The organism is Halomonas sp. DP1Y21-3, from assembly GCF_019801245.1.
GTDB classification, from domain to species: domain Bacteria; phylum Pseudomonadota; class Gammaproteobacteria; order Pseudomonadales; family Halomonadaceae; genus Halomonas; species Halomonas litopenaei.
The window spans coordinates 1-12,276 of sequence record NZ_JAHVJM010000010.1 but is presented as its reverse complement, the minus strand read 5'-3'; the positions used below and the strand labels follow the sequence as shown (position 1 = coordinate 12,276).

General features: G+C 53.7%; 11 protein-coding genes and 1 pseudogene. 4 read left to right on the top strand and 8 right to left on the bottom strand.

Going from position 1 to position 12,276, the window contains the following annotated elements; all coding sequences use genetic code 11:
- The first annotated feature begins 160 nt into the window (after positions 1 to 160).
- Both KUV74_RS21020 and KUV74_RS20560 read left to right on the top strand, forming a co-directional pair.
- On the top strand, positions 161 to 1,267 hold the full coding sequence (locus KUV74_RS21020) for a glycosyltransferase (protein ID WP_222517258.1): 1,107 nt from the start codon (positions 161 to 163) through the stop codon (positions 1,265 to 1,267).
- A 3-nt stretch (positions 1,268 to 1,270) separates the two neighbouring features.
- Positions 1,271 to 2,005: a lipopolysaccharide kinase InaA family protein gene (locus KUV74_RS20560; protein ID WP_222517257.1), complete on the top strand. Its 735-nt coding sequence runs from the start codon at positions 1,271 to 1,273 to the stop codon at positions 2,003 to 2,005.
- A 98-nt stretch (positions 2,006 to 2,103) separates the two neighbouring features.
- On the opposite strand, the gene KUV74_RS20555 is transcribed toward KUV74_RS20560, so the two are convergent.
- Both KUV74_RS20555 and KUV74_RS20550 read right to left on the bottom strand, forming a co-directional pair.
- The gene (locus tag KUV74_RS20555) at positions 2,104 to 3,207 is read right to left on the bottom strand and encodes a glycosyltransferase (RefSeq protein WP_222517256.1); all 1,104 of its coding nucleotides are present in this window, start codon (positions 3,205 to 3,207) and stop codon (positions 2,104 to 2,106) included.
- Between the two features lie 250 nt (positions 3,208 to 3,457).
- Complete coding sequence (locus tag KUV74_RS20550) at positions 3,458 to 4,597, bottom strand: glycosyltransferase (protein WP_261395628.1); 1,140 nt, start codon at positions 4,595 to 4,597, stop codon at positions 3,458 to 3,460.
- 252 nt (positions 4,598 to 4,849) lie between these two features.
- Between KUV74_RS20550 and KUV74_RS20545 the strand changes: the two genes are divergently transcribed.
- Both KUV74_RS20545 and KUV74_RS20540 read left to right on the top strand, forming a co-directional pair.
- Entirely contained in the window at positions 4,850 to 6,037 is a 1,188-nt protein-coding gene (locus KUV74_RS20545) for a glycosyltransferase (RefSeq protein ID WP_222517255.1), read from the top strand.
- Complete coding sequence (locus KUV74_RS20540) at positions 6,021 to 7,364, top strand: PIG-L deacetylase family protein (RefSeq protein WP_222517254.1); 1,344 nt, start codon at positions 6,021 to 6,023, stop codon at positions 7,362 to 7,364. Before KUV74_RS20545 ends, KUV74_RS20540 begins: the two co-directional genes overlap by 17 nt.
- On the opposite strand, the gene KUV74_RS20535 is transcribed toward KUV74_RS20540, so the two are convergent.
- The 6 genes and pseudogenes from KUV74_RS20535 to KUV74_RS20510 form a co-directional block, all read right to left on the bottom strand.
- Complete coding sequence (locus tag KUV74_RS20535; protein ID WP_222517253.1) at positions 7,338 to 8,630, bottom strand: O-antigen ligase family protein; 1,293 nt, start codon at positions 8,628 to 8,630, stop codon at positions 7,338 to 7,340. The two genes, KUV74_RS20540 and KUV74_RS20535, sit on opposite strands and share 27 nt — an antisense overlap.
- 219 nt (positions 8,631 to 8,849) lie before the next feature.
- On the bottom strand, positions 8,850 to 9,863 hold the full coding sequence (gene galE / locus KUV74_RS20530; RefSeq protein ID WP_222517252.1) for a UDP-glucose 4-epimerase GalE: 1,014 nt from the start codon (positions 9,861 to 9,863) through the stop codon (positions 8,850 to 8,852).
- 17 nt (positions 9,864 to 9,880) lie between these two features.
- Positions 9,881 to 11,164, bottom strand: a complete 1,284-nt coding sequence (locus tag KUV74_RS20525; protein ID WP_315900893.1) for a sugar transferase — start codon at positions 11,162 to 11,164, stop codon at positions 9,881 to 9,883.
- A gap of 96 nt (positions 11,165 to 11,260) precedes the next feature.
- Positions 11,261 to 11,740, bottom strand: a pseudogene (locus KUV74_RS20520) (IS30 family transposase); the annotation flags it as partial.
- Between the two features lie 26 nt (positions 11,741 to 11,766).
- Positions 11,767 to 11,862, bottom strand: a complete 96-nt coding sequence (locus KUV74_RS21105) for a hypothetical protein (RefSeq protein ID WP_409996596.1) — start codon at positions 11,860 to 11,862, stop codon at positions 11,767 to 11,769.
- A 276-nt stretch (positions 11,863 to 12,138) separates the two neighbouring features.
- The coding region (locus KUV74_RS20510) for an IS3 family transposase (RefSeq protein WP_409996597.1) at positions 12,139 to 12,276 on the bottom strand (138 nt) is incomplete at its 5' end.

The window sequence follows — 12,276 nt, the reverse complement described above, 5'->3', positions numbered from 1 at the left end:
GCGATACCACTGAAATCAGGAAAGCTCACGTAACGAACCTTCGCAGCGTACGAGCTGCCCTCTTGAGCAACAAACAGATTCCAGGTGCAACGAGACCAACCAAGGCTCTGTGGTAAACTTTGGCGTCCGCAGCCGCCACTGAAACTCAACCGGAGCCGCCGTGAACCATCAGCGAATCGCCTTTGTTATCGAAGACCTCTACGGAGGCGGCGCCCAGAAGTCACTTTTGTACACGGCGGATCAATTACGCCAGCGTGGTCACGCCGTCAAGGTCTTCACCCTGCGCGACAAGGTGGAGCACCGCCTGCCGGACGGCCTCGATATCGAGAACCTGGCGGTGGTCACGCGCCTGACCAAGGCGACCTCCACGGTGCTGACCGAAAAGTGGCAGGCCCGCAAGGTCCAGAAGGCCCTTGAAACCTGGCGGCCAGAGGTGGTGATCTCCTGCTCCTGCGACAAGATCACCCGCCACCTGGACTGGCCCAACCTCTACTTCTGGATCAAGTCCGACGTCAGCGCCAAGTTCAGCGACCCGGCTGCCCGGGAAAAGGCCTTTGCCAAGGTGCGCCGCTTCTACGGCGGGCGCAAGGTGATCGCGGTGTCCGAGGGCGTCAAGGAAAACCTCGAGCAGGTGGTAGGACTTGAAGCCGAGACGATCATCGCGATCTATAACCCCTACGAGCGGGAGCCCTTCGTCGCGATGGCAGATGAGCCCCTGAGCCTGCCACCAGGGGGCGAAAAAGGCCGCTACCTGTTGTCGGTTGCCGCCATCGAGCCGCGCAAGCGCCAGGACCGCCTGCTGCGGGCCTATCGCCAGGCCCGGAACGAGCATGGCCTCGATATCCCCCTAGTGCTGCTTGGCAAGGGCAAGCCAGAGAATGAACAACGTCTAAGGGACATGATCGGCGAGCTGGGGCTCGATGATCACATCCACTGGCTTGGCTATACCGCCAACCCCTACCCCTACATACAAGACGCCCTGGCCATGGTACTGACCTCGGACGCCGAAGGCCTGCCACGGGTGTTGATCGAGGCGCTGCTGCTGCACACACCGGTGATCAGCGTCGACTGTCCCAGTGGCCCGAAGGAAATCCTTACCCAGGAGCTTAAGGACTTTCTGGTGGCACGCGACGACGAGGCAGGGCTTGCCAGCGCCATGGCGCGCATGGCCAAGGCGCCTGTTACCATCGAACCGCGCCACTATCAGCAGTTTCTCACACAGAACGTGCTGCCGAAGTTCGAAGCCCTGCAGTCAGGGTCAGCCTGAACCATGCAGCTACTGGATATTCCCTTCAACGACCGGCGCCGACGCTACCTGATGTTCCACACCCGGGACCTGCCGGAGCGTCTTGCGCTGTCTCAGACCACGACCACCGCCGCCTTCGAGGCGGTGGGCTCCAGCCGCTTTTTTGTCTCCCAGGACGGCAGGATTCTGGCCAAGGTGGTGCCGGACAAGTTCTCGAAGACGCTCGAGCCCTTCAAGTGGTTGACCCGGGACTACCTCGAAAAACGCTGGCTGGGCCAGTCGGATGCGCGCAAGGAATATCTCAGCATGCGCATCCTCGAGCGGGCGGGACTGCGCACGCCGCGTTTCCACGGCTGGGGTTTGAGCCTCAATCCGCTTAACAGAAACGCATCACTGCTGTTGATGGAGCGGGTCAGCGGTGCAACAACGGCCGGCGATGTGTTTGATCAACTCCCCCGCCCTCAGCAGAAAAGCTTTCTCGACAAGTTCAGCAAAGAGGTGGCGCAACTAGCCCGGACAGGCTTTGTCCACCGGGACCTTCACTTCAACAACCTGCTGATCGACAAGCAGGGTGACTTCACCTGGGTCGACGCCCACGTCAGGCCCCTGCCACGCCAGACGGCCAAGCGATGGCGCCTGCTGGAAGACTCGCTGACACCCAACAAGCTTCGTGGCCACGACAACCTCAAGGAAGTCTCCGCCCGCCTCCACCACTACCTGGATCAGTTCGACGGGGATCTCAGCCAGGACAGCAGGTAGCGTTTCAGCCAACGCGAGCTCGGCGACAGCTCTCCCTGACAAAGCCAATGTTGGCAATGCTTTCCTAGGCTAGCGGGCCGCCCAAATGCGGCTGTGCGCTAATCGTCATCATGAAGTACCAGGTAACGCTCGACGACGTTCTCCAGCCGATAGTGCTCGCACTGGGTGGCATCAATCTGCGGCGTGTCATTCACCAGGCGAGCAATACAGGCGCCAAAGGTCTCGATGCTTTCGAGGGGCACGAGCCAAGGCGTCAAAGCGCCTGTCAGTATCTCTGCCGGGCCGGTGGGACAATCGACGCTGATCACAGGGGTCTGGCAGGCCAAAGCTTCCAGCAGAACAAGTGGAAACCCCTCATAGTCGGAACTCAGGAGTAGCGCACGCGCCCGATCGATATACGGATAGGGATTTTCCCGGGGCCCCAGGGTGAGGACTCGCCCCTCCAACTGGCGCTGTTTTACCATCGACCTCACCTCGTCGAGCCCCGCCCCGCCTCCCACCATGACCAAGGGCAACGCAGTGCCACTGTCCAGGTAGGCGTCGAGCAGCCGGTCCAGCCGCTTCTGGCGAATATCCATTCGTCCCACATAGAGGAGGTAGTCGTCAGGTACGTCATCGACGTCACAACCCGCCAACCGACGAATGTTGTCGATGGCGACCGGATTATGGATGGCCACGCCACGAGTGGGTGTCACACCAAAGTGCAGACACAATCGATCCAGCATCGCCTGAGATACGGTGACCAGCTTGCGGCCCTGGTACAAGGCGCGCACCTTGCGCGCCTTCAGCAACCGCGAGAAACCACGCTTGTTACCAAGAAAGCCAATCACCGGGTCGGCATGCAGGCAATACCAGGCGACGTCCCTGAGCCCTGAGCGCGATACCACCTGATGGGCATGGTGCAGGTGCGCGTACACCAGATCAAAGGCGTGCTCTTGCTCCTTCAACCAGCGATCCAGCATCTTGGCGTGGGCCCGATAGCGAATCCATTTGCTGAAGTTCCCCTTCACCACATAGGGCATGGTCACCAGGTGCACCTCAGCAGGCAGACGATGACTTTTTCGGTCACTCAGGATCAACAGAGTGACCTCTGCACCGGCGGTGACCATGCCAGCGATCAGATCCCTGACCACCACCGGCGCTCCGCCTGAATCCAGGTGATCCACGATAAAAAGAACGCGTAATCCGCTGCGAGAAGGCATGCAGGAAGCATCCGACCAAGGAAGGAGTTCCCTATCATCAGCGGCTTCTTACGTTCACCAGAACAGATATTTGGCCCTACCGCGCATGGCTGATGTGCTTAAACACAAAACAAGCGTTCTAGCGCAGCTTTTTACAGCATTTGACGGAAGTCGCAGCCGTTCGCTACGCCAGCCAGCGAGAAAGCACTAGCATGCCGTAGCCCTGTGAAGTGACTGAATCACAGACACGAGACAAACGACAGCGTCCCCGTCAGCGCGCAACAAAGGCCTGCGCCACTCGCTCAGGTCTGAAGTCGTCAAGCCATTGCTCACGTACTTCAGGCTTGGGCCCTTCGAGCGCAGCGGTGATCCCGGCAGCGAGGGCTTCCTCGCTACGCTCAACCAGGCTGGTCTCGAGCTCACCCTTGAGAATCTCTCGCACGCCTCCCGGGCAGTCCACCGACAATACCGGCGTACCGCAGGCGAGCGCCTCGAATAGCACAATGCCCATGCCTTCAAAACGCGAGCTGAGCACAAACAACCGAGCGTGACCCATCCAGGGGTACGGGTTGTGCTGATTGCCAGCGAAGATGACCTTGTCAGCGATGCCAAGCTCATTCGCCAAAGCCACCAGGCTATCTCGTTCCTGACCATCCCCTACCAGCACCAGCGGCAGGCTAGTACCGGATCGCGCGTAGGCACGCAGCAGCAGGTCTTGTCCCTTGGCTGGCACCAGACGCGCCACATTCAACAGGTACGGTTCAGAAGGTATGGCGTCATTGGCTTTCAGCATCGCCTCGCGGATCGAGCGCAGCGGGCAAGGATTGGGAATCACCGTGAGAGAGCGAGCGCGAAACTTCCAGAGTGTCTGCGCCTTGCGCAAGCTGTCTGCAACCCCCTGAGACACAGCCACCAGATCCCGGCGATGATAGAGGCAGCGCGCAAACAGCGCCTTGCGGCGACAAGCGCCATCGAAGTGAAAGATATTTTCCAGCACGTAGCGAGCACGCTTGTCACGAAAGCTCCAGACCAATTCGAACGTGCCGATGCCCCGAAACACGATGCGGTCTACCTTGCCGTGCTCTTGCTCGAAGCGCTTCAACCAGTGTCGAAACACGACGCCGCCCATTACGCCAAGCCCCAGGAACAATGCCCTGCCCATCAGCGGGTTGAGTAACAGGCGGGCCAACACCTCAAAGCCATAGCCGACCAGCGTCAATCGATTACGCTGCTGTAGCGGCAGGTGATACACCTTGACCCCGGAATGCTCAGGCCTCAGGGGACGCTTCACCTTGCGAAAATACACCAGGTGGCTTTCATAGCCTGCTTCATGGAAGGCATCTGCAAGATTGACCGCCACCCGCTCCATCCCGCCCATCTTAAGGGATCTGACCACCACCAGCGTTCTCATGATAGGCGCCCTTGTATCCTGCCATCGCAAAAGTGAACAATGAGACCACACAATGCTATGCCGGTTCGAGCCGGCTACTCGCGAAACATCAACGGCGATTCTTCCTCTCCCCCTCTACCCTTCGCTCCATGGGCGCTCGCGCACTATTGGGCCGGCTATGCCGAATCATAAACTGCGCTGTTTCGGCCATTCGCACCGATCAATCACCTGCTAAACTAACGAAAAATCAAAGAAAAAGCTGGGACCGGGAGCATGAAGGACAAAAAGCGCGTATTGCTCGTGCTAAGACGAATGGGCATGGGCGGGATAGAGCAGGCTACAAGAACCCTGGCAAGGGCGTTGCAAAACGCCGGCCATGAGGCTCACCTGCTGGTCCTCAAGGGTGCGGTGCCGTCAGCCGACCGAGCAACCTGCTTGCTCCACCAATACGATGTTGATCGTGAGAGCCGCCAAGGCCTAGGTCGCTTCATCCATCTTGCCGACAAGGCGCTGTTGTCTCCTCTTATCAAGCAGTCGGGGTTCGTCTGGCGCGGCAGGCGCTGCTCAACCGCCTTCAAAGGCTATGTGGCAACACTGGAAGCTCAATATGGGCGTTTCGACCTTATCCTGATTCGAGGCCAGGGCGCCTTTGAGAACCTCTGGGCGTTCGATGACGAACGTACCTGGCGCGTCGTCGAAGCCGTGACAGGGCGATTTCCAAACACCGCAAGAGGCCGCTGGCTAACGAGAACCATGTACCAGGGCAAGCAGCTACTTCACGTCTCCAGAGGGGTCCAGCAGGAAGTCGGTGAATATCTGGATCGCCAAGGCGTCGAGGTCAGCAGAAGCGAGCTTCTCTTCAATGCAGTACCGATCGAAGACATACGCCGCAAGGCAACAGAACCGGCAGAACCGGCCATCCCCAGCCCATACCTTGTACATGTTGCACGACTCGTTCCAGTGAAGAACCAGCAACGGCTGCTCAAGGCCTACCACCAGGCAGTGAATCAAGGCCTCGACCACGATCTGGTGATCATCGGCGATGGCTCCGAACGTCGCCATCTGGAAGAGATGACCCTGGCGCTCGGTCTTGCCGCCCGAATCCACTTTCTGGGCCAACGGGACAACCCCTACCCTTGGATGAAAGACGCAACCGCCCTGGTGCTCAGCTCCGACTTCGAGGGGCTCGGTATCGTATTGGTCGAAGCCCTGGCCCTCGGAACCCAGTGCGTCGCCTGCAAAGTGCCAGGCGGCATCAGCGAGGTGTTGACGGGCCCACAGGCTAGATTGCTGGCCGAGCCCAGCGATGCTGGCCTTGCTGAAAAGCTTCTGGAAGCTGTTCAAGACCCTGTCATCGTCGATGATAAGATGATCAAAGCATTTGAATCGCAAAGCGTTATCGCGCAACTTATGGCACTGACAGAAGCCCCTTCGGAACGCCTCTATGCCCATCCTGCGTGACCACCACTTGCCGCTTGCTCCCGACTGGGAATGCAAGGCCACCATCGACGACAATGGCATCATTCAGTTGGCAGACCCAGCCATTGCCTCACTGAGCACGGGCGACGTTCGGCCCAACACCTGGATGCTGGAGGTACGCTACCGGGCAACGTCTCGCTGGAAGTTGCCTGCAGTCACAATCATCGACCGAAGTAAAAGCCAAGCTACGGAACGCTTTACCCAGTATCTCGAGCCCAATGAGACCGGCAAGCGCTTGATCAATCTCACAGGCATAGAGTCGCTCCACCAACTCCAGTTAACGCTGAAACATCTGACGCTAGAGGGAGACGCCACCCTTCTGGGCTTTCACAACCCAAACCTCGCGAGCGGAGCGATCCTCATCATCGCGCCCCACCCTGATGACGCCGAACTCGCTGCCTTTGGTGTCTACAGCCAGTACCCCGAAAATACCTGGATCGTCACCATCACCGCGGGCGAGCGCCTCAAACGCCTCGACAAGCAATATTGGTCAGGGCTCGATGTTTCTCTCGAGGAGGCCTCACATCGAAAGGGCTTTATTCGCGCCTGGAATAGCGCCACCACCCCACTGCTTGCCGGTGTACCGGCAGAGCGTCTCGTCATGCTGGGTTACTTCAACGACACGCTGACAACGCTGTATGAAAAGCCAGGTACTGTCGCGCCCTCGCACTCAGTACCGACACTCAAGCCAGATGCTTATCGTACCTGGAACAAGTTGTCTCTACCCACGGACGGACAGTCACGCAACACTGGCCAAAATCTTCAGAGCGACCTCGCAGCGCTCCTGGCCAGTATCAAACCGAAAACCATCATTACGCCCCACCCGGACCTCGACCCTCACGCCGACCATATCGCCAGCACCCGACACCTGCAGGCAGCCACCGAGCAAAGCGGGCACTACCCGGAAAACCTAATGCTCTACGCCAACCATTTGAAGAGCACCCGCGGCTTCCCTAGGGGGCCCGCCCACGCCGCTGCGGGAGTGTGGCCAACTCAAGCCAGCACACAAGCACCTCGAAACGACAAGATCGCGAGCTTTCCAATAAGCATCGAAGTCCAGAAACAAAAAGCCCTGGCACTGCACTCCATGCACGATCTTGGAGGCACGCCAGGGCTTGAGCGACAACTGAAACGAAAGCTGAAGAGGTTATTGAGCGGAATCCCCTGTAAAGACTGGAGTGACTACAGCGGTCATGACTTCTTCCAGACCCATATCAAGGCACACGAAAATTTCGTGCTACGGAAGATAGATCAAACCAAATCTCGCGGCCTTGAGCCACTATCAGGAAGTCAGCCTCTTTCGAAATGAGAAAACGGATCTACCAGTCTCCAGCTGCCAGCGCCAGATAAAAGTGACCACCACCCCCATCACGACATTCTGAATGTAGGATCCCGTCCAGAAGAAGCTATAAGATTCAAATAGGCTGACGATGAAGTAGTAGACAAAAAATGTCCAACCAAACGCAAAAACTTCCGGCGGCATGACACCTGCCCGCCAAGCCTTCCAGCTTCCTAACCCAGTCCAAATAACAAGAACAATAATGACGGACAATCCCAGCAATCCGTAGCTCACGACAAAGTCAAGAAGAGTATTGTGAAGGTGACCGTACTGATCTTTGACCGACTGGGGAAGCCAATCCGTGTGGTCTATCACCAACCCTCGGCCCTCTCCTCCCCATCCGACGATTGGGCGTTCTGAAAACCACTCAAGACCGGCACGCCAAGTATGGAGCCTATTGCCAATACTGCTATAAGGGATTTCTTCCCATTTCCCATGCCAGGCATTTTCAATTTCGGAGTTCTCCGCTGCAAGACGTTGACCGAGGGTGTCCTTGAAAGCCACACCGCCCGTGCCAGAAACGACTAACACACAAAGCAGCACTATTACTCCTTGCCTTTTTAAGCTCCGTGAAACCCTTCCTGTGAAAACAGCGATAAGAAAAACAGCAATGGAAAGAAGTAATGTGACTACCAAAGACAACCATACGGCACGAGTTTGCGACACCAGAACACCAAGCAAACAAATACAGAAAAAGATTATCCAAATGGGCCCCATGACCCACGGACGGTTACCCGTCAAGAAAAATCGCCTAGAAAAGCATAGAAGGCCAAGGACAGCCACACCAAAGAACATGGATGTATGCTGTGCATTTCGTATTCCCAAGTCGACTCGCTGCCCCTTCAGGCCTCTCAACCACTCATCAGGTGCGCCTTGAAATAAGAAGCAAGCGGCCAAAAAACCAAGTAGTGCGAACAGCAAAAGGGCCTCTGCGTTTCGTCTCATTCCACCAAGCCAAAAAGCCACGCCGACAAAAAGAAACCACTTTCCTAGCCTATCTAGTTCAGGATTATCTGGCAGCCAATCTGGGTGATGAAAATATCCAGCCATCCAACTTACTAACTGAACAAAGACCACTCCCAACAAGCACGAAAAAATAGTGCTCGTCCTGAGTGACGAACGTGTCCACAAAATGACGAACAAAGCAACCAAGGCTATTGCCGTACCTGACTTCTGCCCTATGTCCGGCAGACATATTCGCAAAGAACTATAAACAAAAGACAGCACCAGAAACATACCGGCCATCCATTTCGGACAAAACCCTACCGAAAAACCAAATAAAAACTTTCTTTTCTTTTCTGTTATCACTTGAAAAACCAAATTTAGAATTACTACAAACCTGATCCACTATAAAAAGTGATCATGAAAACATTTAAAAACATTCTTCCATTAAAAAAACCAACCTAACCCACCCCCCCACAGAAACTAACTTTTCATAGACAATCAATATAAATCTCAAGAGTACCCATTAGGATTTTTCACTTGCCAATTCCAAGTATCTTTGACCATATCACATATATTCCTTTTTGCCTTCCAGCTGAGATCTGATTCAGCTTTAGATGGGTTTGCCCAACATTCAGCCACGTCGCCTTTCCTCCGATTGACAAAGCGATAAGGAATTTTTCTCCCCGAAGTTTTCTCAAATGCTTTGATCATTTCCAGAACTGACACTCCGCGTCCCGTTCCCAAGTTCCAAACACCGACTCCGGGCGACTCGCTGATTTTTTTCATCGCAGCAAGGTGACCTTCTACAAGGTCACTAACATGGATATAGTCTCGTACACCGGTTCCATCTTTTGTAGGATAATCGTGTCCGTAAATGGAAAGAAAGTCGAGCCGACCGACAGCCACCTGCGCGATATAAGGTACCAAGTTGTTTGGAATACCTTGCGGATCTTCTCCGATTCTGCCACTTACATGAGCGCCTACTGGATTAAAATACCTTAGTAGTGCAATAGACCAACTGGAATCAGAAATTACCAGATCCTTTAAGATCTCCTCGACCATAAGTTTAGAGCGCCCATATGGATTCGACGGGTTCCCAGTTGGAGTATCCTCATCTATCGGCATTTTTTCCACATCACCATAAACAGTAGCAGATGAGCTAAAAACAAGGCGTTTTACACCAACCTCTTTCATCGCCTCACAAAGTGATAAAGTTCCACCAACATTGTTTTCATAGTACTCTATCGGCTTCTCCACACTTTCCCCAACGGCTTTCAAGCCCGCGAAATGCAATACATCGCTGACTTCATACTCCATCAACACTTTCTTGACGAGTTCTTTATCCCTTATATCGCCAGCAACAAGCTCACATCTTCTTCCAGAAATTTCAGAAACTCGCCTAATAGACGTGTTTGATGAGTTAGAAAAATTATCCAAAACCACCACGTCAAAATTTTTTTCTAGTAAAGATAGGACCATGTGCGACCCGATATAACCGGCCCCACCCGTCACGAGTACAGTCATGCTATCACCTCTTGAAATTACTTTGCGCCAAAGCCTGTGAAGATAGTTTTAAGAGTTTTAAAAACGATAAGAATGTCTAGCCATAAGGAAAAATGTTTAATGTAATAGAAATCATGCTGAATCTTGATACGTGTATCATCTGCATCACTAGCATAACCTTGGACCACTTGAGCCCACCCTGTTATGCCGGGCTTCACAACATGCCTATATATATAAAACGGAATTTCATCTTCAAATTTTTCAACAAACGCTCTTTGCTCAGGCCGCGGACCTATTAAACTCATCTCACCTTTTATTACGTTAAAGAACTGCGGGAGCTCATCGAGTCGTGTCTTTCTAATAATTTTACCTACTCTTGTAACCCTTATATCACCTGATTGGGCTAACCTAGCACCGTCCTTTTCTGAGTCAAGGGACATGCTGCGAAACTTATAAATCTTATACGTTTTGTTTCCCTGCCCAACACGGTTCTGTATAAAAAGAACTGGACCTGGGCTATCCAGTTTTACCGCTATAGCAGTGAGCGCCATTATAGGCAATGTAACCGGAAAAGTTAACAACACTGCAAAAAAATCGCATACTCGCTTAAATGTACTATAAGCCCTTGAGGGGAGCAAAGATCCTATTTCATTTTCGGCAAGGTGCTCAATCTGCACTCGACCTGTAACAGACTCACTGATTTGCTTCACATGGTAAACAGGAATATGATTAAGAGTACATTCCGCAAGAAATCGCTCCCACTCAGGAGTAAGCTCGTCCGATCTCAAGTCAGCAACAATCCCATCATAGCGCACACCTTGAAGATCTGGTTTCTTTAGTTCTCTAACTTCACTTTCATTTGTGTCATTATCAAGAAGGACTCTAACATTTCCGAGTGGCACGATGGCGAGCTTTATCCTTCGAAATCGAGTACCAACAAAATAACCAATAAAACACCAACACAAGGTCAAGAGATATCCTGAAAAAAGCACTTGCCTTGAATATCCTTCTCGAGAGAAAAACAAAACTGCAATTGCAAATACGAATGCACTTGTCACCGTAGGTATAATGTATGCTACTATCTGAACCCCCGGATGTCTAAGAAGCCGTCTTTGAGTAACCACAACAAAAATAAAAGACAGGACGATAGCCGTAATAGTATTTATTCTTACGGTATTTAGTGAGGACCAAAAACCCCACCCCCACCTTTCAAGTGCCGGAAGTAAAGCTACTACAGCCAACCCAGCTATAATTTGTAGTGGTAAAGCCAGCAGGGCCATTTCATACCAGCGAGAATGACGACGTTCGTATGTTTTTTTCACAAGAAAACCTTAATTATATCTCTTTCTTGAAATTTGCGGTGGAATTAACTAGTGTAAAAAATTAAAGGGCGGATGCAGTTTCTGAGTGCGACACCGTCAATTCGTTGATGACGGAGCCTCATGGGACTGGGCCATCAGTTCGCTCATCATTTTAATGAGGAACTTGAAATCGAAGCACTTGCTTGGGCGTATGTTCAGCTCAAGCGCGATTTCATTCAGTTCTTGCTGGCTATAGACCGATGGGTCCGTTCCCTTGGGCAGAGGTTGCCGGATGAGCCCATTGATATTTTCGTTGGCACGTCTCTGCCACAGACTATGCGGATCGCAAAAAAAGATGGCAATCCCGGTATTCTGGGTAATCAGGGCATGCTGTGTCATCTCGCGCCCCTGATCATACGTGATGCTCTTCCGCGCAGCCAATGGCATTCGGTTCAGCGCAGCGCTAAAGCCTTCCACGGCAGCGGTGACGGTTGCATCGTTCATCTTCGCCAGAATCAGGTAACCGCTTTTCAATTCGACGAGGGTGCCGACAGCCGATGCATTGCCCTTGCCTTTGATCAGGTCGCCTTCCCAGTGCAATGCCTCCCTAGTTTCTGCACACCTCATCCAGTCAATGCGAGTTGTGCTCGGGGTACCACATAGCCCAGAGGCTGATGTGGACGCTCTTCTTTGTAGTACCGGATCCAGCGATCGATCACGACTCTGGCTTTGTCCAGCGACTCGAAGCGATGCTGCCAGATGCACTCCTACTTCAAGGATCGGAAGAAGTGCTCGATACGGCGTCGTGAACTCCTGGGTGAGACCATAGGCCTTCACCGTGCCCGTATAGTGCCGGCTGCTGAAGATCAGGCCGTTGTCGGAGCGTAGAGCCAGCGGATGCTGAACGCGTCCCAGCACTCCCAGTCGATAGATCAGCGCCTTCTCCAGAGCGGCCTCAGCGGTCTTGATCTTACCCAGCACTGGTGGACACAGGTCTAAGCGATCATTCGAGCCTCGAAGGCCTCTGGGCTGATCATCCCGATCGCGCTGTGCCGGCGTTGCCGGTTGTAGTCCAACTCAATGTCCTCGAACACCTGCCGTCGCATGGTTTCTCGGGTCGTGAGTCGCTCGCC

Coding starts and splice junctions, on each gene's coding strand:
- KUV74_RS20560 (WP_222517257.1), top strand. CDS start 1,271: ATGCAGCTACTGGATATTCCCTTCAACGACCGGCGCCGACGCTACCTG.
- KUV74_RS20555 (WP_222517256.1), bottom strand. CDS start 3,207: ATGCCTTCTCGCAGCGGATTACGCGTTCTTTTTATCGTGGATCACCTG.
- KUV74_RS20550 (WP_261395628.1), bottom strand. CDS start 4,597: ATGAGAACGCTGGTGGTGGTCAGATCCCTTAAGATGGGCGGGATGGAG.
- KUV74_RS20545 (WP_222517255.1), top strand. CDS start 4,850: ATGAAGGACAAAAAGCGCGTATTGCTCGTGCTAAGACGAATGGGCATG.
- KUV74_RS20540 (WP_222517254.1), top strand. CDS start 6,021: ATGCCCATCCTGCGTGACCACCACTTGCCGCTTGCTCCCGACTGGGAA.
- KUV74_RS20535 (WP_222517253.1), bottom strand. CDS start 8,630: ATGTTTCTGGTGCTGTCTTTTGTTTATAGTTCTTTGCGAATATGTCTG.
- galE (WP_222517252.1), bottom strand. CDS start 9,863: ATGACTGTACTCGTGACGGGTGGGGCCGGTTATATCGGGTCGCACATG.